Source organism: Virgisporangium aliadipatigenens (genome assembly GCF_016863615.1).
Taxonomy (GTDB): Bacteria; Actinomycetota; Actinomycetes; order Mycobacteriales; family Micromonosporaceae; genus Virgisporangium; species Virgisporangium aliadipatigenens.
The window spans coordinates 20,806-40,084 of sequence record NZ_BOPF01000025.1; the positions used below are offsets into that span (position 1 = coordinate 20,806).

The window sequence follows — 19,279 nt, forward strand, 5'->3', positions numbered from 1 at the left end:
GTCACGGCGCCGCGTCGGCCCGCTTCAGCGGCGTCGCGTCGGGCTGATCTGCCTCAGCGGCTCAGCTGGCGGGTGAGGCCGGCGACGACGGCCGTGGTCAGGATCCAGCCGGAGATCACCAGCAGCGCCGATACCCAGGCCGTCGTGCCGCTCGGCCGCCAGGTGTCGTCCCGGCCCAGGTTGATGACCGGCAGCAGCAGGTCGAGGGCGAGCAGCGGCGGCTCCTTCTCGCGGCGCAGCGCCAGCGTGCCCAGGCCCCACAGCCCGGCCAGCCACAGGGCCGCGTACCAGGTGCGGTAGCCGTATCCCACCAGCGCGTCGGCGACGTACCCGGCGGCCCGCCCGGCCGGGCCGAGCGTGGCGCGGTGACGGCGGTTGCGCGCCAGCAGCACGCGGCGGGCGTCGGCGTCCCGACCGCTGCGCCGGTAGAAGTCGGCGAGCTGTTCGTAGGGCTGCGGCACGAACCCGACGCTCTCCCGCCGCAGCCACTCCAGCCGGGTGCGCACGGACACCTCCTGGTCCGGTGCCGGAGCCCCGCGCGGCGCCGGCCTACGGCCGATCAGCATCCGGTAGCGGCAGCCGATGAGGTCCACTGTGGACGGCCACGTGTCGGGGTCGTCGAACAGGGTGTCGGCGTCGAGGCCGGCGAGCTGCAGGCGCCCCTGCGGCGGCGCGGCGAACGTCAGCCAGACGCTGCCGGCCCGCGCCCCGCCGAGGTGCAGCGCGGCGACCTGATCGTCGGCGCGCAGCGTCGCCCCCATGAAGTTGAGCTGGTTGTCCACGCGGGCGTGCAGGAGCGCGACGCCCCCGTCGGCCGTGAACCCGTACCGCGCCAACAGGCTGCCGGCGACCGCGATCCGCTCGGCGACGAGCGCGAGCCCGTTCGTCTCCGCCGGGCGCACGGTGATCGTGGTGCCGTCGAGGTCGGCGTCGCCGCCGATCTGCGCCGCCGACAGCACCACCGGCCCGGTGACGGTGCAGTCGCGCAGCCGCAGGTCGCCGCGCAGTTCGAGGAGGCGCGCGTTCAGGCCGGGCAGCGTGCAGCCGCTGAGCAGCAGGTTGGGCGCGCGGGCCTCGGACAGCTCCGGCGCCTCCGCGAACACACAGTCCACAATGGACACCGGCGCCGTGATCTCGGCGTGGCGCAGATCGAGCCGGCCGGTGATGCGGGCGTTGCGCAGGCGCAGGGCCGCGCGCGGGCGGGCCTCACCGGTCAGCAGCTCGGCGAGCAGGTCGGCGGGCACCGGGCCACCGAGGTCGATGTCCGCCCCGCGGGCGAAGGCGTCGCGGACGTTGCGCATGAACGCATCAAAGCAGACCGCTCAAAGCACGTTTCACGGCAGGGCGGCTCGCTTCACGGCAGGGCGGCTCGCTTCACGGCAGGGTGGCGATGATGCGGGCCACCTCGTCCGGGCGGGCCAGGTGCGGGAAGTGGCCGCTGCCGGGCAGTTCCGTCAGCCGCGCCTCCGGCACCTGCGCCAGGAGCCAGTCCCGGTAGGATCCGGCGAGCGGGCCGCCGCTGACGTGGTGGTACGGCACGCCGTTCGCCCGGACGGCCGCCAGTTCGGCCGCGCGCTGCCGGGTCAGTTCGGCCGCGTCGGTGTCGAACAGCTCGGACCAGTACCCGAGGAACAGCTCCTGCCGGGGCGTGGTGGCCGTGCCGACCAGCGCGCGGGCGTCGGGCGGCAGGGCGTCCAGGCCCATGCCGGCGCGCAGCCGTTCCCACACCCGCAGGTACCCGGGGCCGCGCAGCTCCGGTTCGGCCCGCCGCAACACGTCGAGGAACGCCCCGGGCAGCAGCGGCTGGTCGATGTTCACGACGGCGCTGGTCGGATAGGCGGCGGCGTAGACGCTCGCGAGCACACCCCCGAGCGAGTGCCCCACCAGCACCGGCGCGGTCAACGCCCGTTCCCGCACCGCGCTGTGCACGACGGCCGCCACGTCAGCGGCCCGGTACGTGTCGCGGCGCGGCGACTCCCCGTGCCCCGGCAGGTCGAAGGCGACCACCCGCCGGTCGGGGTCCACAGTGGACAGCGCGGCGCGCACCGGCCCCCACTGCCGCCGATCGAACGTCAACCCGTGCAACAGCACCACGGGAGCCCGTTCATCGGACGAGCCGGAGGCGGTGACGCCAAGAGATTCGTTCACACGGAAAATCCGTAACCCAGGGTGGAACATCCCGTACGTGACCCGGGCCACCAAAGGCGCACGCCTCATAACCGCCAGCGGCGGGGGGCTTCCGGTGTCGGGTGGTAGCGGAGGACGCGGCCGGTGCGCAACGATGCGCGAAGGTGGGCACCGGCGAGCGGGGCCTGCGTCTCGATCCGGCCGACGACCGTCCACAGTGCACGGGTGGCGTTGACGCGGGCGCGTTCGGCCTCGTCGGAGTGGCTCCGCCCGCGCCCGCCGAGCCCGGTGCTCCGGCGCAGCTCGGCCACGAGCGCACCGCGCTCCCGCTGGGCGGCCGCCGCCGCGTCCACGTCGCCGGTGCGGTCGGCCCCGTCGAGCCGGTCGTCCAGGTCGGCGATGCGGCGCCGGTAGGCCGCCCGGGCGGCATCGTCGAGCACCGGCGCGGGGGCGCCGACGCGCAGCCCGGGGCCGCCCGCCACCAGGTCGAGCGCGTCGATCTCGCGGCCGGGCGCGGCGAGGAGCGTGCGCAGGTAACGCACGCCGCGGACGTCGCGCAGGCGCGCGGTCTCCGTCCCGGCGGTCAACAACCAGCCGTCCCCGTCACGCACCAACTCCCAGGCGTCGCTTGCCCGGTCGCCCGCAGCCGCGCCGTCCGCGATGGCGGTGCCGCTCGCCGTCGCGCTGCCGGTTGCCGGGCGGGGCGTCACCGCGCCGCCCACCGTCGTGCCGCCCGTCGCCGCGCCGCCCACCGTCGTGCCGTCCGTCGCCGCGCCGGCCGTGCCGCCCGTCGCCGCGCCGCCTACCGCCGCGCCGGTCGCGGCTGCGCCGCCCACCGCCGTCGTGCTCGTCGCCGCGCCGGTCGTGCCGCCCGCCGTCGTAGCATCCGCCGCCGGGCCGGTCGCGGCTCTACCGGCCGCCGGGCCGGTCGTAGGTGCACCGCCCGTCGCCGTGCCGGGCGCCGCTGTTCCGTCGTGCCGGGCCGCGCCGCCGGCCGTAGTCGCGTCGGGCGCGGCCGTTTCGTGCGGGTGCGGCGTGCTGCCCCGTGCCGGGGCGGGCCCGGGGAAACCAAGGGGCGACGGGTCGGGGAGGCCGAGGCGTTCGGCGATGGAGCGGGCGCGCTCGCGGTCCCCGGCCGCACCGGGCCGGCCGTGGGCGCCGCGCACCTCGGCCCGCGCCGCGAGCGCCTGCACCGCCCACACCAGCGCTCCGGCCCGTTCCGCGATCTCCACGGCGGTGTCCAGGTGCGCGAGCGCCGCGTCCATCGCGCCGGTCCGGGCCGCGAGCAGCCCCAGGTGTTCGTCGACCGTTCCGGTGATCGTGTTGGCACCGCCCCAGACCACAAGCCTTCGGTGGAACGGCCTGAGTACACCGTAAAGTTCCCGTGCCGCCGCGGGTGTGCCCACGCGTGCCGCCACGATCGCGAGGTCCGCCACCGCGCCGAGCCAGCGCGGGCCCCCGCCGGCCAGCACCGCGGGGAGGAGGCGTTCGAGCTCCAGGCCGGCCTCGACGGGACGGCCGGACACCAGCAGCGCACGCGCGAGCGCGGCCTCGTAGAAGTGGCCCGGCATGCGGCGCGCCATGGTGCCCAGCTGTTCGGCCTCCGCGCCGGCGTTCCCGCGCAACAACGCGATCCGGCCGCGGAGCGAGGCGACGAGGCGTTCGGTGTCGGGGAGGCCGATCCGCCGGCCGCGCGTGGCGACCTCGTCGGTGAGCGCGTGCGCCTCGGCGAACCGGCCGCGCACCGTCGCCAGCATCGCCTGCCGGGACAGCACCACCACCGCCGCTTCCAGATCGCCCACCGCCCCGGCCACGGCCGCGTACTCGGTGAGTGCGCTCTCGGCACCGGGCAGGTCGGCGAGTTCCGCGCGGGCCACGAACCGCCAGAAGAGCCCGCGCAGCTCCAGGTCCGTGTCGCCGGCCCGGCGGGCGAGGGCGACGATGCGCTCGGCGGTGTCGCGACGTTCGGGGGCGGCGAGCGGGTCCCACAGGGCGTGCAGGCCGCAGTCGAGGACCTCGGCGAGGGTGCCGGGGTTGCCGGTGCTCTCCGCGCGGCGACGCGCGCCCTCGATCAGCTCGCGGCGCCGGGGGCCGGACGTGGGGTCGCCGAGCAGCTCGCGCGCCAATCGGGCCTGTGCGCGGGCCAGGTCCGGCGCGGAGAGGCCACGCGTGAGCGCGGCTTCGAGGAGGCGGACGAGCGCGGTGTCCCGTTCCAGAAAAGGAGCACGGGAGGGGGTGGTCAGGGCGAGGCGGACCACGGCGTCGCCCCCGTCGGACGCCGTCAGCTCGTCCATGATCCGCGTCGCGGCGCCGGGCAGGCCGGCGGAGGCCAGCCACACGGCGTGCCGAACATCCGGCGGCAGGGCCGGCGCGAGCTGAGCCGCGGTGAGGCCCGCGAGGCGGCGCTCGGGCGGCAGGTCCAGCGGCTCGGCGGCGGTGACGAGGAGCGCCGTGGCACCGGAACCGAGCCGGGCGGTCAGCCCCGGCAGGAACGCCCGCGCGTCCGGGCCGGCACGGTCGAGATCGTCGACGACCAGCAGGCGGGGGCCGCCCTCGGCGAGCGCCGCCGCGAGCCGGCCGGCCTCGGGGTCGGCGGCCTCGTCGGGTCCGGCCTCGGGCGGCGTGGCCTCGGGGTCGGCGGCGGTCAGGAGGCGGGTCCAGACGGCGAGGCCCGGATCCGCGCGGGTGCCCGAGATGCGGGCCACGGGCAGGCCGCGTCCGCGGGCCAGTGCGGCCGCGGCGTCGGCGATCGCCGTGCGGCCCGATCCGGGCGGACCCGTGATCACCAGGTGACCGCCGGTGCCGGCCGCGGCGCGCTCCAGCAGGCGTGCGATCGCCGCCAGTTCCGCGTCGCGTCCGGTCAGCGTCGGCCCGGAAGGCATCCGCACAATCTACGACCCGCCGCTAGGGTCGGATCATGACCTATCCGCCACCCCGCTACGACGACCCGGACGGCACCGTCAGCGCCCGCCTGCGCCCCGCGACGCAGCGGCCCGACCTGGCCGGACCGCTCAGTTCGGTGCACTATCTGGCCACCGGCGCCAGTACCGGCGGCGACTACGGACTGTACCGGTGGGAGATGGGCGCGGCGCCGAGCGGACCGGCCGCGCATTTCCATCGGACGATCTCCGAGGCGTTCTACGTGCTCGACGGCGCGGTGCGGCTGTACGACGGCGATCACTGGATCACGGCGACGTCGGGCGATTTTCTGTACGTGCCGGCCGGTGGGATCCACGCGTTCCGCAACGAGTCGGGCGCACCGGCCTCGATGCTGATTCTCTTCTCGCCGGGTGCGCCCCGGGAGGCGTACTTCGAGGAAACGGCCGAGATCGTGCGTTCGGGGCGGCAGCTGAGTCCCGAGGAATGGACCGAGTTGTATCTCCGTCACGATCAGTACATGGTCGAACCTAGAAGTTAGGTTTACCTTATTGGAAAGGGCTGACGAGAAGAGGCTGCATGACGCAGAACCGCCGGGCACCGCGGCTCCGGGCCGCGACAGTGATCCGCACCGAACGGCTGACCCCGCACCTGATCCGGGTGGTGCTCGGTGGGGAGGGGCTCACCGGCTTCGGCGCGGGTACCTTCACCGACGAGTACGTCAAGCTGCAGTTCCCGCAGCCCGGGGTGGTGTACCCGGAGCCGCTCGACGCCGAGGTCATCCGCCGCGACATGCCCCGCGACCAGTGGCCGCACTCGCGCACGTACACCGTTCGCAGCTGGGATCCCGAGTCGCGCGAACTGGCGATCGACTTCGTGCACCACGGCGACAAGGGCATCGCCGGGCCGTGGGCCGCTCGGGCGAAGCCGGGCGACGTGCTGCACTTCTTCGGCCCGGGCGGCGCCTACGCACCCGACCCGTCGGCGGACTGGTACCTGTACGCGGGCGACGAGAGCGCGCTGCCGGCGATCGCGGCCTCCGTGGCGAAAATCCCCGCCGGCGGGCTGGCGCACGTGTTCGTGGAGGTGGACGGTCCGGCCGACGAGCTGAAGTTCGACGGCGCGGGTGACCTGCGGGTCAGCTGGCTGCACCGCGGCGACCGACCCGTCGGGGAGGCCCTCGTCGAGGCGGTGCGGGGGCTGGAGTTCCCGGACGGCCGGGTCGACGTGTTCGTGCACGGCGAGGCGAACTTCGTCAAGGACCTGCGGCGCCACCTGCGTGTGGAGCGCGCGATCCCGCGGGAGCAGCTGAGCATCTCGGGCTACTGGCGCCGCGGCATGAACGAGGACGGCTGGCAGTCCGGCAAGGGCGAGTGGAACGCCGCGGTGGAGGCCGAGGAGGCCGCCGCCCTGACCTGACCGCGGCGGGCGCGGCGGCGCGCAAGATCCGATCGGTTGGCTCATGGCACGCCAGCCACGTAACTCCGGCCGAATAACGTGGCTGGCGTACCACTCGGTCACTCGTGGCGATCTTGAGCCGCCGCAGCGGAGCCCGGCGAGGGTGCTGGGGAGACCAGCGACAGCGCCGCGCGCACCGCGTCCCCACCCCACCGGGAGGGGAACGCGTCGCGCACCTCCCATCCCGCGCGGCGCAGCGTCCGTTCGCGCTCGACGTGTGCCGCCACCCCCGACGGGTGCACCCCGCAGGTCAGCGCCACCCCGTCCAGAACGATGTCGACGTTCCACCGCCCGACCGGATAGCCCACCCGCACGGCCCCTCCAACGCGGCGCAGTTCGTCGGCGAGGCGGGCGGTCCAGCCGGTGGCAGCGCCGTCCGGCGGTGGCACCGGGGGCGCGGACGCGTGCGCCAGGTAGTCGCCGATGAGGCCGTTCGGCGAGGTGAGCGACGTGACGACGGTGAGCCGTGCGCGCGCCCGCGTCACCATCACGTTGAACAGATTGGCATCCGTCACGAACCGTCGCCGCGCCGGCGAGTCCCCGTCGACGAGCCCGAGCGACACGACGACGTGTTCGGCCTCGCTGCCCTGGAACCCGTGCACCGTCCCGGAACGGATCCCGAACTTCTCGATCTCCTCCACCGTGAAGGCCGCCAGCAGCGCCGCCTCGACGGCGTCCGACTGCGCCCGGAACGGCGTGATGACGGCGATCGGTCCCCCGAGGTGTGCGCGCACCACCTCCACGGCGGCGGAGACCTCGGCGGCGTTCACCCCGTCGGCCACCGAACCGGCGACGCGCACCACGGAGATCGCCGGTGTCCGGTCGTTGCGCGGGGTGCGGGTGACCAGTTCCATGCGGTCGGTGTAGAAGCGGCGCGCCGAGAACTCGATCAGGTGCGGCGCGCACCGGTGGTGCTCGGCCAGCCAGGTCACCCCGGCGGCCCCCGCCGCCACGTCGAACGCGCTGCTGCGCCGCACGTCCAGCCGGTCCGCCGCGTCCTCGAGCCCGTGCTTACGCAGCGTCCCGTCGATGTCCACGTCGGCCACGAACGACACGAAGCGCAGCTGCCTTGGATCACCCGCCACGAGTGCGTGCCGCGCGCGGGCGAGCACGGGCGCCGCCCGCAGCTGGTCGATGTGCGCCGCCTCGTCCAGCACCACCAGGTCGAACATCCCCGGCACCGGCGGCAGCAGGTCGTCCACGTCGCCGGCGGTGCCGACCCACAGCGGCAGCGCGCGCACCAGCGCCGCCCCGTCGAGGCCGGCGAGGATCTCGCGGCGGCGGTTGCGCCCGGCGCGCAGCGCGGTCCCGAGCGCGGAGGCCGCCCGCAGGGCCGCGCCGTCGCGGCGTCGACCGCTGGTCGCGCGGACCCGCATCGCCTCGCCGAGCGTGCGGGCCAGGGTCTCGTCGGCGTCGGCCAGCGCCCGCCAGGGCAGGTCCGTGGGTCCCTCCGCCGCCAGTCGCGCCGCGGCCTGCGCCGACGCCGCCGCCTCCCACGCGTCCTCCAAGACTTCCGGTGGAACGTCGTCGGCGGCGCCGAAGTGCCGTCGTACCCGCCGCAGCGCACGCCGCCGACGCCAGCGCTGCCACCGGCCCACCGGCCCGCCCCCGGCCGCGTCGCCCGTCCCGAATCCCGACGCGCCGCCGGTCCCGCTCACAGCACCCGCGCCGGTCGCGGTGCCGTGGCTGATGCCGAGGGCGGCGTCGAGGAGTGCGCGCGCCGCGTCGAGGTCGAAGTCCGGTGCGAACACCGCCGGCGCATCCGTCGCCAGTCCCGGGATGAGCGGCTGCCGGCGGGGCAGTTCGGCGGCGCGGCGTTCGAGCTCGAGCAGCCGCCCGATCTCCCGCTCCAGCCCGGCCACCGTCCGGCGGGCCCGGTCGAGGTCGCCGTCGAGCGCGCGCACCCGGGCGGCGTCGGCGCCGGCCTCGGTGCCCTTGGCGAGCTCGGTGGCGATCGCGTCGCGGCGTTCGGCGTCGCCGAAGAGCACCGGCACCGGCCCGGGGTGCCGGCGCAGCAGTTCGCCGAGCACCTCCGCGGCGTGCACCGACTGCGTGGCCACCAGCACCGAACCGCCCCGGTCCACCACGTCCAGCGCGGCCGCCACGAGCGCGTGGCTCTTGCCGTTGCCGGGCGGCCCGGACACCACCACGACGGGTTCGCGCCGCACCCGGCGAACCACCTCCCGCTGCGCGGTGTTGAGCGGCAGCGGGGAGAGCACGGGTTCGTCCACAGTGGACGGCCGTTCCGCCGCGGTGCCGGCGTACACCCGGGCGAGCGCGGTGTCGGCGAGGCCCGCCCGGGCCGCCCAGGCGAGCAGCGTGTCGCGGATCCCGGTGGAGCCGACGTCCCTGGTGACGTAGAGCGCGGAGGCGGCGTAGGCGTTCAGCGAGGAGTCGTCGATCCGCTCCGGCGCGCCGAAGAACGTCGCGGCGAGCGGCAGCCCGGCGGCCTTGGCGGCGGCGTTCATCCAGGCGTGCGTGCCCAGCGCGGTCGACCAGCCGGCGGAGTCGAGCCCCGGCGCGGCCTCCAGCCCGGCGGCCGTCCGGCGGTCCTCGACGAGGCCGGTCAGTTCCAGGTCGCCGATGGGTGTGACGCGGTAGCCGAGCAGCGTGCGTTCCAGCCGGACGGGCTGGGTGAGCAGCGGCAGCCGCACCTTCCTGCGCACCCCGTCCACCTCGAACGTCCCCACCACGAACGCCGTTCCCCGGCGCAGGATGCGCTCGTCGCGGTGCAGGGCGTCCTGGGCGGCGAGTTTGTCCACTGTGGAGCTTCGCGGGGCGCGTTCGCGCTCCGCCAGCCACACCAGCGTGCGGCCGCCCCGGGTGACGTCGTAGATCCGTTCCTCCCCGGCGGGGGCGAGGTCGGCCAGGGCCTGCAGGATCCGGCGGATGTCCATCGCCCGCGATTCTGCCCGACGGCGGAAAACCGATGGACAGGGCCGATCGCCCCGACGAGGGTGGGCTGCGATGCGACAAGAGGACATCTGGGACACCGAGACCGCTGCCGCCTACGACACGCCGGGCGAGGTCATGTTCGCGCCGCGGGTGATCGGGCCGACCGTCGAGCGGCTCGCCGCGCTGGCCGAGGGCGGGCCGGCGCTGGAGTTCGCGATCGGCACGGGTCGGGTGGCGGTGCCGCTCGCCGCGCGTGGCGTTCCGGTCACCGGGATCGAGCTGTCCCGGCCGATGCTCTCGATCCTGCGGACCAAGGCCGACGAGGAGACGATCCCGGTGGTCGTCGGCGACATGGCCACCACGCGGGCGCCCGGCACCTTCGCGCTCGTCTACCTCGTCTTCAACACCATCGCCAACCTGCTCACCCAGGAGGAGCAGGTCGAGTGCTTCCGCAACGCGGCCCGCCACCTGCGGCCCGGCGGGCGGTTCGTCATCGAGCTGTGGGTGCCCGAGCTGGCCAAGCTCTCCCCGGACACCGGTGCCGTCGTGTGGCACAACGAACCGGGCTATCTCGGCCTGGACACCTACGACGTGCTGACCCAGCGGGTCGTGTCGCACCACTTCCGGTTCGGCGACGGGCGTTCGGCGCGGCTGGGGCGCACGCCGCACCGCTACGTCTGGCCGGCCGAGCTGGACCTGATGGCGCGGTTGGCCGGGTTCGTCCGGGAGAGCCGCGAGGCGGACTGGGCGGGTGCCGAGTTCACCGCCGCGTCGCGGTCGCACGTCTCCGTGTACCGCATCCCTACGGGATGACGACCACCTTCCCGGTCGCCCTGTTCGCCTCCATGTACGCGTGTGCCTCCGCGATCTCCTCCAGGGGGAACGTCTTGTGCAGGTGCGCGCTGTACCGCCCCGCGGCCACGTCCTCGGCGATCCCCTGGAGCGCGAGCGCCGCGACGGCCGGTTCGAGGCTGGCGCTGTCGAACACGGCGAGCTTCACGCCGGTCGGCATGTGCGCGAGGGGTTCGAAGTCGGGGATGACCCAGCTGCCGCCGAGCAGTCCGCTGTTGCACACGATCCCGCCGCGCGCCGTGGCGGCGAACGCGTCCCGCAGCGACGGTCCGCCCACGAGGTCGAGCACGCCGTCCGCCCCGTCCGGCCACAGTCGCCGAACCTCGCCGGCGAAGTCTCCGGAATCCACCAGCACATGGGCGGCGCCGTGCTGCTCCAACGCCGCGGCCTTGCCCGGGTTGCGCGTCGTGGCCGCCACGTCCAGCCCCGCCGCCACGGCCAGGGAGAGCGCGGCCATCCCGACCGACGAGGTGGCCGCCCGGATGACCAGCCGCTGCCCGGGTGCGAGCCCCAGGACGCCGAGCGACCCGTGGGCCGTCAGGAACGTCTCCGGCAACGCGCCGAGTGTGCTCCAGTCCAGTTCGACCGAGAGAGGCATCAGACGCGCGGCCGGCAACAGGGCGAACTCCGCGTAACCGCCGTCGTAGGCCCGCCCCATCTCGCCCATGACCGCGGCGACCGTGGTCCCCACGGGCGGCCCGGTCTCGGCGGCCTCGACCACCTCCCCGACGCACTCGATCCCCAGAACGCGCGGAAAGCGCACGTTGGGCGAGTGCCCCTGCCGGGTCATGATCTCCGAACGGTTGAGCCCGGCGGCGCGCACCCGCACCAGCGCCCGATCGGCGGTGGCGGTGGGGCGGGGCACGTCGCGCACGACGAGCACCTCGGGCGGCCCGGGCCGGTCGACGACGGCGGCACGCATGGTTTCCATATGATCATCCTGCCGCGTGCGGCGCGAACGGCAACACATCACTGCGGTAGGAATTGGGGCTACGATCCAGGCATGGCGGCGACGACCCTCGACTCGGTACGCCCCTTCCCGGAGGCGTCCACCATCCTCGCCGACCTCGGCGACACCCTGTCCGCGGCGGCCGGCGGCGGGCCGTTCGCGCTGGCGCGCGCGGTGCGCGGCGTCTCGGCCGAACGCCTGCGCGCCGTCCCGGCGGCCGGACTGTGGGACGCCGCGCGCCTGTTCGCCCTGCTCGACGGCGTCCACGCGCGCGGCCTGAGCTGCCTGCCGCTGCTCGACGCCGGCGGCGCGTTCATCCCGCTGTACGGCCTGCTGGCCGATCCGGCCGGGGCGCTGGTGGTCGAGGGCGAGCGGCGGCGGCCGGTGGCGGAGGTCGCCGCGGAACTCGACGGCGGCCGGCCGGGCACCGGCGGCGTGCTGCTCGTGGTGCCGGCGCCGGTCCAGCAGACGGCCCGCGCCCTCGTCCACGCCGCCGACCTGCGCATGCAGTGGTGGTCCCGCCCCTAGCTCGCGCCCGGCCCTGGATTTCGCCGCGGTCAGCGCGTCTTGCGGGCCCAGCGCTCCGGGGCGTCGCCGCTCGGGCGGGTCGCGCCGGTGGTCGCGAGGTGCTGCAGGTGGGCGAGCGTCTCGGCCAGCGCCATCCGGCGCATCATCCCGTGCAGCGCCGCCCAGCCGCGCGACCACGTCAGTTCGGCGGCGATGTCCCAGGCGGTCGACGGGCCGAGCCGGTCGATGACGCCCAGGATCTCGTGGCCGCGTTCGTCGTGGTGGCGGGCGAGGTCGGCGGCGCGCGCGTCGATCCCGCGGAACCGGTACTCGTGCGCCGGCAGCGCCTCCGCCGACGCGTACTTCGCCGTCTGCTCCAGGGCCGCCAGGTAGGCGCTCAGCGGGTCGCCGTCGTTGCCGGCGTGCAGGCCGATGTTCGGGCTGATGCGGGGCAGCAGGTGGTCGCCGGTGAGCAGGATGCCGGCGCCGGCCTCGTGCAGGCACAGGTGTCCGGGGGTGTGCCCGGGTGTCCAGATCGCGCGCACGTCGTGGCGGCTCAGCGGCAGCGGGTCGCCGTCCTCGACGGCACGGTCCGGTTCGGGCATGGCGTGCAGGTGGCCCAGCCGCGTCGGGTCGAACGCCAGCACCTCCGCGTCCGCCTCCGGAACGCCGTGCCGCGCCAGCCACACCCGGTCCGTTCCCCGGGTGCGGTGGCGCCAGCGCCGCACGGGCAGCGTCTCCGCCTCCACCGGATGCATGCCGATCCAGGCGCCGGTGCGCTCGCGCAGCCATCCGCTGAGGCCGTGGTGGTCCGGGTGCACGTGGGTGACGACGATGCCCGCGACGTCGGTCAGGTGTGCCCCGGCGGCGCGCAGCCCGGCCTCGAGCGCCGCCCGTCCCGCCGCGCTGTCCCAGCCGGGGTCGACGACGAGCACCCCCGTGTCGTCCAGGAACGCGTAGCTGAGCGTGTACCGCAGCGGGCTGTCCGGGATGGGGACCGGGATCGACCAGACGTCGGGGCGGACCCGTTCGACCGGGGGGAGGGCGCGCCGCTGCCACGCCTCGTGCTGGGCGGTGCCGGTGACGATCACGCGGCCGCCCCGGCCGGGGCGGTGACGGCGTGCAGGAGGAAGTCGACCAGCCGGCGGGCGTGCCGGCCGGTGCTGCGCACGAGGGCGTCGCGGCGCTCCGGCGGGGTGCTGAGCGCGTGCATCATCGCGCCGCCGGCGAGGGTGTCCAGCAGGAGGGTGACGGAGGCGGTGGCGGGCAGTTCGCCGCGTTCGATGCCGCGGCGCACGATGGCGCGGGCCGCCTTCACCTGCGCGGCGCGCATGGCCTCGTAGCGTTCGGCGACGCCGGGGATGGAGCCGGCCTCCAGGGACAGGCGCAGCGCCGTGCGGCTGGACGGGCCGGCGTAGAGGTCGAGCATCTGGGTGGCCAGCTTCACCAGGTCGCCGTGCAGGGTGCCGGTGTCGACGTCGCTGACCCGCAGCATGCCGATGGCGAGCGCGTCGCGCAGCAGCGCCTCCTTGCTGCTCCAGCGCAGGTAGAGCGAGGCCTTGCCGACGCCGGCCCGGCGCGCCACGGTCTCCATGGCGAACCCGGCCCAGCCGCCCTCGCCGAACGTGTCCAGCGCGGCCCGGACGATCCGGCGGTCCACCTCCGGGTCGCGGGGCCTGCCCGCACCTGCCGGAACGCTCATCGCACGCACCTCCATTGCTGAACGGTTTCCGTCAGAATACGCCCGCACCGGTGCACCGCCCCGACCCGCGCACGCCCACCGCGGGGACCGTGCGGGCTCCTCCGACGCCGGCAACCGGGTCGGTTTGTGCATCATGTGAAAACCCACCGTGAAGTGATCTTCCCCGGCTCAATAGATTGAGCGCAGTCGACGGGACGGGGGAGCCGCCATGGCGCACCGCCGCACATCCGCACTGTTCGCGATCGTTCTCGCCGCGGCCGCCGGTGCCGCACCGGCCGCCTGTAGCGACGAGGCCGAGCCCGCCCCGGGATCGGACAAGGTCACCTACGTGACGGCGTTCGGGGCGGTGGGCCGCGACGCGTTCGCCTGGGTGGCCCGGGAGAAGGGCTACTTCGCCGCGGCGAAGCTCGACGTCACCATCCAGCTCGGCGCCGCCACCAGCGAGAATCTGCGGGTCCTCGCGGCCGGGCAGGCGCAGTTCATCCACAACGACCTCGTGGGCTCGTGGATCCTCGCCGGCAAGGGGGAGTACACCGACATCCGGGCCATCGCGGCGTCCCACCAGCAGACGCTGGTGTCGATCGTGGCGCTCGAGGGCGGTTCGGTGAAGACCGCCAAGGATCTGGAGGGGCGCAAGGTAGGGGCGGCCACCGGTTCGGTCAACCAGCTGCTCTTCCCCGCCTACGCCAAGCGGGTCGGCATCGACGCGTCGAAGGTCCTGTGGGTCAACACCCAGCCGGCCAACCTGCCCACGCTGCTGGCGAGCGGGCAGGTCGACGCGCTCAGCACGTTCCTCATCGGGGCGAAGGGGATCGAGAAGGCCGCGGGCGGGCGCAAGACGGTCGTGCTGCCCTACGGCGATCAGCTCAAGGACCTCTTCGGCAACGGACTCATCACCACCGCCGCCATCGCGCGGGACAAGCCGGATCTCGCGAGACGCTTCCGCGACGCGATGCTCAAGGCGTTGGAGTACACGATCGACCATCCGGAGGAGGCCGCGCAGATCCTCAAGAAGGCGCAGCCGGCCGCCGACGTGACGGCCGCCGTCGGGGAGATCACGCTGATGACGCCGTACGTGCGCGCGACGGGCATCCCGATCGGTTCGCTCGACCAGGCGCGGGTGGCCCGCGCGATCACGACCCTGGAGGAGGGCGGGCTCATCAAGCCCGGGCTCAAACCGGAGGCCGTCGTCGACTTCGGGCTGGTACCGAAGTGAGTGCGGACACCCGGACGGGCTACGCGTTCGACAACGACGACGCGGCGGCCGTGCACCGGCACCGCTATCTGGCGGCGATGCTCGACTCCGGGACGTTCCGCCGAATCATGGGACTCGGACCGCTCGCGGGCGCGCGCTGCCTGGAGGTCGGCGCGGGCGGGGGCAGTATCGCCGGGTGGCTGGCCGCGCGGGGCGCGCAGGTCCTCGCGACGGACCTCAATCCCCGGCATCTGCGCACCGACGAGGGCTACGAGATCCGGCGGCACGACGTCGTGACGCAGCCGGTGCCGGAAGGGCCGTGGGACCTGATCCACGCCCGGCTGCTGCTCGCCCACCTGCCGCAGCGGGTCGAGGTGCTGCACCGGCTCGCGGCCGCGCTCGCGCCCGGCGGCGCGCTGCTGGTCGAGGAGTGGGCCACCCAGTACCGGCAGGTCGTGCTCGCCGCGCCCGACCGGGACTCCCGCGAGCTGGTCGAACGCTACGTCGAGGCGCTCGTCACCCGGATCCTCGCCGGGATCGGCAACGACTCGACCTGGGCCGCGCGGATGCACGCGACCATGGGCACGGCCGGGCTGGTCGACGTCGAGACCACGGTGCGCGCCGACTCGTGGCCGGGCGGCACCGCCGGCGCGCTGCTCATGGCGGTCAACGTCGACCAGCAGCGGGCGGCGTTCCTGGCGGACGGGTTCACCGAGGAGGAGCTGGCGCGGCTGGAGCGGCTGGCCCGCGACCCGCGGCTCGTGGTGCGCGGGCACTTCCTCTACGCGACGTCGGGGCGCCGGCCGTGAAGTCGTTCGCGCTGCCGGTCGCGGGAGCGGTCGTGGCGATCGCCGTCTGGTGGGCGGCGACCGCGGTGCTCGGGGTGCGGCCGTTCTTCCTGCCGTCGCCGCCGGACATCGTCGCGGCGTTCCTCGCGCAGCCGGGCTATCTGCTGCGGGAGGCGTGGGCGACCCTCACGGCGACCGTGATCGGCTTCCTGGTGGCGGCCGTCGGCGGAGTGCTGCTCGCCGTGGTGCTGACGCTGGCGCAGTCCGTCAGCCGGGCCACGCTGCCGCTGCTCGTCGCGCTCAACTCGGTGCCGAAGGTCGCGCTCGCCCCGCTGCTGGTGCTGTGGCTGGGGTTCGGCGCGGCGCCGAAGGTGGTGCTGGTGGTGCTGATCTGCTTCTTCCCCGTCGTGGTGGCCTCGGCCGCCGGGCTCGGCTCCACGCCGGCCGAGCTGGGGGAGCTGGGGCGTTCGCTGTCCGCGTCGCGGTGGCAGCAGTACGCGAAGATCCGGCTGCCGTGGGCGCTGCCGCAGGTGTTCGTGGGGCTGAAGATCGCCATCTCGCTGGCCGTCATCGGTGCCGTGGTCGCCGAGATAAACCAGCCCAACCACGGGCTCGGCGCGGTCGTGGTGCTCAGCGGGATGTCGTTCGACACGCCGCTCGCGTTCGCCGCGATCGCGTTGCTGGCGCTGCTGAGCGTCGGCCTGTTCTACGCGGTCGCCGGCCTCGAACGCCTGCTGCTGCCCTGGGCGAAGGCGATCACGGGATGATCGGGCAGGGTGATCACCGATGATCGGGCTCAGTGGCGTCAGCCGCCGCTTCGGGGCCGTCGAGGCGCTTGCCGGCATCGACCTGGAGGTCGGCGAGAGCGAGTTCCTGGCGGTGATCGGGCGCAGCGGCTGCGGCAAGTCCACGCTGCTGCGCATCATCGCCGGACTGCTCGAGCCCTCCGCGGGCACCGTCGTCGTGGACGGGCGGCCCGTGCGGCGCCCGCGACGCGACGTGGCCCTGGTGTTCCAACGGCCGGCGCTGCTGCCGTGGCGCACCGTTCTCGGCAACGTGCTGCTGCCGGTGGAGATCCTCGGCCTGCCGTCGGCCTCCTCCCGGAAGCACGCCCTCGAGCTGCTGGACTCCGCCGGCCTCGGCGACGTGCACGGGCGGCTGCCGCACGAGCTCTCCGGCGGGATGCAGCAGCGGGTGGCGCTGTGCCGGGCCCTGGTGCAGCGGCCGCGGGTGCTGCTGATGGACGAGCCGTTCTCGGCGTTGGACGCGCTGACCCGCGCCGAACTCGCCGATCGCCTGCAGGAGCTGCACATGGGGCTGCGCGCGACGACCGTGTTCGTGACGCACTCGATCCAGGAGGCCGTCCTGCTGGCCGACCGGGTCGCGGTGCTGACTCCGCGACCCGGCCGGATCCGCAAGATTCTCGACGTGGACATTCCGCGGCCGCGGTCGTTCGGCCACAACGCGCATCTCATCGAGGTGTCCCGCTGCGTGGCCGAGCTGCACGACCTGCTGCTCTAGTGAGCCAGCATGCCCACCTCGTAGCTCCCGGCCGGCTGCTGGACGATGACGTTCACCCGGTTGAACGCGTTGATCAGCGCGATGGTGATGACGAGCGCGCCGAGCTGCTCCTCGTCGAAGTGCTTGGCGGCGTTCGACCAGACGTCGTCCGGGACGCCACCGGCGGCGTCGGCGATGCGGGTGGCCTGCTCGGCCAGCTCCAGCGCGGCGCGTTCGGCCTCGGTGAAGACCGTCGCCTCGCGCCAGGTGGCCACCAGGTTCAGCCGGGTCTGCGTCTCACCGGCGTGCAGCGCCTCCTTGGTGTGCATGTCGGTGCAGAAGCCGCAGCCGTTGATCTGGCTGGCCCGCAGGCGCACCAGTTCCGCCGTCGACTCGGGCAGCGACGACTTCCGCAGGGCGATACCCGCCGCGACGATGTGCTTGATCGGCCCGGCTGCGGCGGGGTTGGCGAGGATGTTCAGGCGAGCGTCCATCGTGGGCTCCTTCGGCGTTTCGTGGATGCACACCCTCGACGGACCACCGCACCGAAACGTGACTACTTCCGGGCCAGTCCGCCCCAGAATGCGTCGGGCACCACATCCGCTGGCCCGTCGGGCCGCCACTGTGCTACCGGCACGATCCCCTCGTCGTCCACTCGCCAGCGGCCGAGCAGGGCGGCGAAGCGTTCGGGCTCGCGCATGTGGAAGCCGGGGCCCATCATGGCCAGCGCCTCGGGGTAGGCCCGCAGTTCCGTGGCGTCGAAGTCGAACGCCAGCACGCTGCCCGCCGGGACGGCCTCGTACAGGGCGTCGAGGGTCCGCGCCAGCGTCTCGTCGTCCGGGAACGCCGCGACGCCGAGAAACACCACGCAGACCGGCCCGTCCGCGAACGACGCGGGCAGCGCCGACGGCTCGGTGACGTCGCCGTGCACGTACGACACGCCGGGCAGCCCCTCGACGATCGCGGCCCCGGCCGCCACCACCTCCGGATCGACGTCGACGTACCGCACCCGCGCGTCGGGGGCGACCTCGTGCACCGCGCCCTGTGCCGGGATGCCGGCGCCGAAGACCAGGAACCGGTCCACGCCGCCGGCGCGCACGTGCCGCACGGCCCGGCCGGAGAACGCGCGCAGCGAGCGGAAGATGTCGGCACACGGGCCGTACGCCCCCTCGAACGCCTTCGCCGCCGCCACGTCGACCGGATGGTGACGGGTGCCGCCGAGCCAGTAGTCGATCATTCGCGCGGTACTGGGGGTCTCCGGAAGAGTCATGCGCACAGCATGCCCGGGACCGGTCCCATGGTGGGCAGATCACCGCGGCGCGTGCCGGTTCACCCGCTGGGGGAGCGGCGCGGCTCACACGCGCAGACGACGTCGTCGATCCCGCTCAGCGGCACGAGCTGAGCCTGAACGGCCGCGAAGTCGCCGGAGCACGCCAGCGTGAACCGCCACGACTCCGGCAGGGCGTCCGGCTTCACAGAGTTCACGACGTCGGGTGAGTCCCGGGTCAGCTCCTTGAACCGTTCGTACGCCTCCTCCGACGACTCGTGGGTCACCGAGCTGACCTTGGCCGAGTCGCGGAGCGTGTCGCCGACGAGTTGGCTCTGCTGGGGCGTCACGTCCCCCCGCAGGAACGCCGTCGCCTCCGCCGGCGCGCAGGCCGGTGCGGCGCCGCGTTCGCCGCCGGGCGCGGGCGCGAGCCACAGCGAGGCGAGCCCGCCGGCGAGGGCCGTCACGAGCACCGCCCCGGCCGTCACGAACGCCAGTCTCCGGCGCCGGCCGGCCGCGGCGACCTCGCGGGAGTCGGCCGGGCGGACCCGTTCCCGGGCGGCGCGGTCGAGGTCGATCAGTCCGGCGCGCAGCCGGTCGTCGAGGTCAGGCATTGTCGGTCACCTCGTCGTTCAGGTGGCGGGCAAGGGTCAGGCGGGCGCGGTACAGCCACGTGCGCACGGCACCCTCGCGGGCGCGGCACAGGTCGGCGATCTCCGCGACCGGTAGGCCGGCGAGGTAGTGCAGCACCACCGCCCGGCGTTGGTTGTCGGGCAGCCGGGCGAGCGCGTCGCGCAGCGCCACCGCGTCGGGTCCGGGGCCGGCCACGGTCTCGACGCGTTCCGTGTTCCGGTGCCGCCACGCGATGCGCATGCGGCGCAGCCGGCCGGTCGCGAGGTTCCACGCGACGCGGCGCACCCAGGCCGCCGGGTCCTCGTAGCGGGAGATCCGCCCCCAGCGGACCCAGGCCCGGGTGAACGCCTCCTGGGCCACCTCCTGCGCGTCCTCGACGCTGCCCAGGTACACGGCCAACTGCCCGGCGATCGGGCGGAAGTGGACCGCGTAGCAGTCGTCGAAGTCCCGCTGCATGACCCTCCCGGCGGCGGCGGCGATCGTTGTCATACCCGGTTACACGCGTGGCCGGGCGGGAAGGTCACAGTCT

19 protein-coding genes are annotated in these 19,279 nt (G+C 74.6%); 8 read left to right on the plus strand and 11 right to left on the minus strand.

Going from position 1 to position 19,279, the window contains the following annotated elements; genetic code table 11:
• Window positions 1-53 precede the first annotated feature (53 nt).
• From Val02_RS30160 to Val02_RS48325, 3 genes are all read right to left on the minus strand, one after another.
• A complete protein-coding gene (locus tag Val02_RS30160; RefSeq protein ID WP_203902637.1) occupies window positions 54-1,301 on the minus strand; it encodes a hypothetical protein in 1,248 nt (415 codons plus the stop codon).
• A 73-nt stretch (window positions 1,302-1,374) separates the two neighbouring features.
• Window positions 1,375-2,148: an alpha/beta fold hydrolase gene (locus Val02_RS30165; RefSeq protein ID WP_239153441.1), complete on the minus strand. Its 774-nt coding sequence runs from the start codon at window positions 2,146-2,148 to the stop codon at window positions 1,375-1,377.
• Between the two features lie 65 nt (window positions 2,149-2,213).
• Window positions 2,214-5,009 carry an AAA family ATPase gene (locus tag Val02_RS48325; protein WP_203902638.1) on the minus strand — a complete coding sequence of 932 codons (2,796 nt, stop codon included), beginning with the start codon at window positions 5,007-5,009 and terminating at the stop codon, window positions 2,214-2,216.
• Window positions 5,010-5,044: 35 nt separating this feature from the next.
• Here Val02_RS48325 and Val02_RS30175 point away from each other — a divergent pair, with 35 nt between their 5' ends.
• Together Val02_RS30175 and Val02_RS30180 are read left to right on the plus strand one after the other, a co-directional pair.
• Complete coding sequence (locus tag Val02_RS30175) at window positions 5,045-5,545, plus strand: cupin domain-containing protein (protein ID WP_203902639.1); 501 nt, start codon at window positions 5,045-5,047, stop codon at window positions 5,543-5,545.
• 38 nt (window positions 5,546-5,583) lie between these two features.
• Window positions 5,584-6,423 carry a siderophore-interacting protein gene (locus Val02_RS30180; RefSeq protein WP_203902640.1) on the plus strand — a complete coding sequence of 280 codons (840 nt, stop codon included), beginning with the start codon at window positions 5,584-5,586 and terminating at the stop codon, window positions 6,421-6,423.
• Between the two features lie 98 nt (window positions 6,424-6,521).
• Here Val02_RS30180 and Val02_RS30185 read toward each other — a convergent pair whose 3' ends face one another.
• Window positions 6,522-9,359 (minus strand): DEAD/DEAH box helicase, encoded by a 2,838-nt coding sequence (locus Val02_RS30185; protein WP_203902641.1) that lies wholly within the window; start codon window positions 9,357-9,359, stop codon window positions 6,522-6,524.
• A gap of 70 nt (window positions 9,360-9,429) precedes the next feature.
• Here Val02_RS30185 and Val02_RS30190 point away from each other — a divergent pair, with 70 nt between their 5' ends.
• Window positions 9,430-10,170 (plus strand): class I SAM-dependent DNA methyltransferase, encoded by a 741-nt coding sequence (locus Val02_RS30190; protein WP_203902642.1) that lies wholly within the window; start codon window positions 9,430-9,432, stop codon window positions 10,168-10,170.
• Here Val02_RS30190 and Val02_RS30195 read toward each other — a convergent pair.
• On the minus strand, window positions 10,160-11,140 hold the full coding sequence (locus tag Val02_RS30195; RefSeq protein WP_203902643.1) for a zinc-binding dehydrogenase: 981 nt from the start codon (window positions 11,138-11,140) through the stop codon (window positions 10,160-10,162). The genes Val02_RS30190 and Val02_RS30195 overlap by 11 nt on opposite strands.
• A gap of 72 nt (window positions 11,141-11,212) precedes the next feature.
• On the opposite strand from Val02_RS30195, the gene Val02_RS30200 reads away from it, so the two are divergent.
• Window positions 11,213-11,686: a DUF6885 family protein gene (locus tag Val02_RS30200; RefSeq protein WP_203902644.1), complete on the plus strand. Its 474-nt coding sequence runs from the start codon at window positions 11,213-11,215 to the stop codon at window positions 11,684-11,686.
• Window positions 11,687-11,715: 29 nt separating this feature from the next.
• Here Val02_RS30200 and Val02_RS30205 read toward each other — a convergent pair whose 3' ends face one another.
• Together Val02_RS30205 and Val02_RS30210 are read right to left on the minus strand one after the other, a co-directional pair.
• Complete coding sequence (locus tag Val02_RS30205) at window positions 11,716-12,756, minus strand: MBL fold metallo-hydrolase (RefSeq protein ID WP_203902645.1); 1,041 nt, start codon at window positions 12,754-12,756, stop codon at window positions 11,716-11,718.
• Window positions 12,753-13,367, minus strand: coding sequence for a TetR/AcrR family transcriptional regulator (locus Val02_RS30210; protein ID WP_203902646.1), 615 nt, complete (start codon window positions 13,365-13,367; stop codon window positions 12,753-12,755). Before Val02_RS30210 ends, Val02_RS30205 begins: the two co-directional genes overlap by 4 nt.
• Before the next feature lie 208 nt (window positions 13,368-13,575).
• Between Val02_RS30210 and Val02_RS30215 the strand changes: the two genes are divergently transcribed.
• From Val02_RS30215 to Val02_RS30230, 4 genes are read left to right on the plus strand one after another with little or no spacing between them, the layout of a single operon-like run.
• Window positions 13,576-14,583, plus strand: coding sequence for an ABC transporter substrate-binding protein (locus Val02_RS30215; protein ID WP_203902647.1), 1,008 nt, complete (start codon window positions 13,576-13,578; stop codon window positions 14,581-14,583).
• Window positions 14,580-15,371 (plus strand): class I SAM-dependent methyltransferase, encoded by a 792-nt coding sequence (locus Val02_RS30220; protein WP_239153442.1) that lies wholly within the window; start codon window positions 14,580-14,582, stop codon window positions 15,369-15,371. Before Val02_RS30215 ends, Val02_RS30220 begins: the two co-directional genes overlap by 4 nt.
• Window positions 15,368-16,117: an ABC transporter permease gene (locus tag Val02_RS30225; RefSeq protein WP_203902648.1), complete on the plus strand. Its 750-nt coding sequence runs from the start codon at window positions 15,368-15,370 to the stop codon at window positions 16,115-16,117. The genes Val02_RS30220 and Val02_RS30225 overlap by 4 nt, the downstream gene beginning before the upstream one ends.
• Window positions 16,118-16,136: 19 nt before the next feature.
• On the plus strand, window positions 16,137-16,871 hold the full coding sequence (locus Val02_RS30230; RefSeq protein ID WP_203902649.1) for an ABC transporter ATP-binding protein: 735 nt from the start codon (window positions 16,137-16,139) through the stop codon (window positions 16,869-16,871).
• Here Val02_RS30230 and Val02_RS30235 read toward each other — a convergent pair.
• The 4 genes from Val02_RS30235 to Val02_RS30250 form a co-directional block, all read right to left on the minus strand.
• Window positions 16,868-17,344, minus strand: coding sequence for a carboxymuconolactone decarboxylase family protein (locus tag Val02_RS30235; RefSeq protein ID WP_203902650.1), 477 nt, complete (start codon window positions 17,342-17,344; stop codon window positions 16,868-16,870). The two genes, Val02_RS30230 and Val02_RS30235, sit on opposite strands and share 4 nt — an antisense overlap.
• Before the next feature lie 62 nt (window positions 17,345-17,406).
• Window positions 17,407-18,120 (minus strand): SAM-dependent methyltransferase, encoded by a 714-nt coding sequence (locus tag Val02_RS30240; protein WP_203902651.1) that lies wholly within the window; start codon window positions 18,118-18,120, stop codon window positions 17,407-17,409.
• Window positions 18,121-18,179: 59 nt separating this feature from the next.
• Complete coding sequence (locus Val02_RS30245) at window positions 18,180-18,731, minus strand: permease-like cell division protein FtsX (protein WP_203902652.1); 552 nt, start codon at window positions 18,729-18,731, stop codon at window positions 18,180-18,182.
• The gene (locus Val02_RS30250; RefSeq protein ID WP_203902653.1) at window positions 18,724-19,239 is read right to left on the minus strand and encodes an RNA polymerase sigma factor; all 516 of its coding nucleotides are present in this window, start codon (window positions 19,237-19,239) and stop codon (window positions 18,724-18,726) included. The genes Val02_RS30245 and Val02_RS30250 overlap by 8 nt, the downstream gene beginning before the upstream one ends.
• Window positions 19,240-19,279: the final 40 nt, after the last annotated feature.

Bases quoted from the DNA above. Each gene is read 5' to 3' on its own strand.
- Val02_RS30180 (WP_203902640.1), top strand. From the start codon at position 5,584: ATGACGCAGAACCGCCGGGCACCGCGGCTCCGGGCCGCGACAGTGATC.
- Val02_RS48325 (WP_203902638.1), bottom strand. From the start codon at position 5,009: ATGCCTTCCGGGCCGACGCTGACCGGACGCGACGCGGAACTGGCGGCG.
- Val02_RS30195 (WP_203902643.1), bottom strand. From the start codon at position 11,140: ATGGAAACCATGCGTGCCGCCGTCGTCGACCGGCCCGGGCCGCCCGAG.
- Val02_RS30160 (WP_203902637.1), bottom strand. From the start codon at position 1,301: ATGCGCAACGTCCGCGACGCCTTCGCCCGCGGGGCGGACATCGACCTC.
- Val02_RS30190 (WP_203902642.1), top strand. From the start codon at position 9,430: ATGCGACAAGAGGACATCTGGGACACCGAGACCGCTGCCGCCTACGAC.
- Val02_RS30200 (WP_203902644.1), top strand. From the start codon at position 11,213: ATGGCGGCGACGACCCTCGACTCGGTACGCCCCTTCCCGGAGGCGTCC.
- Val02_RS30235 (WP_203902650.1), bottom strand. From the start codon at position 17,344: ATGGACGCTCGCCTGAACATCCTCGCCAACCCCGCCGCAGCCGGGCCG.
- Val02_RS30240 (WP_203902651.1), bottom strand. From the start codon at position 18,120: ATGACTCTTCCGGAGACCCCCAGTACCGCGCGAATGATCGACTACTGG.
- Val02_RS30175 (WP_203902639.1), top strand. From the start codon at position 5,045: ATGACCTATCCGCCACCCCGCTACGACGACCCGGACGGCACCGTCAGC.
- Val02_RS30245 (WP_203902652.1), bottom strand. From the start codon at position 18,731: ATGCCTGACCTCGACGACCGGCTGCGCGCCGGACTGATCGACCTCGAC.
- Val02_RS30230 (WP_203902649.1), top strand. From the start codon at position 16,137: ATGATCGGGCTCAGTGGCGTCAGCCGCCGCTTCGGGGCCGTCGAGGCG.
- Val02_RS30210 (WP_203902646.1), bottom strand. From the start codon at position 13,367: ATGAGCGTTCCGGCAGGTGCGGGCAGGCCCCGCGACCCGGAGGTGGAC.
- Val02_RS30185 (WP_203902641.1), bottom strand. From the start codon at position 9,359: ATGGACATCCGCCGGATCCTGCAGGCCCTGGCCGACCTCGCCCCCGCC.
- Val02_RS30215 (WP_203902647.1), top strand. From the start codon at position 13,576: ATGGCGCACCGCCGCACATCCGCACTGTTCGCGATCGTTCTCGCCGCG.
- Val02_RS30250 (WP_203902653.1), bottom strand. From the start codon at position 19,239: ATGACAACGATCGCCGCCGCCGCCGGGAGGGTCATGCAGCGGGACTTC.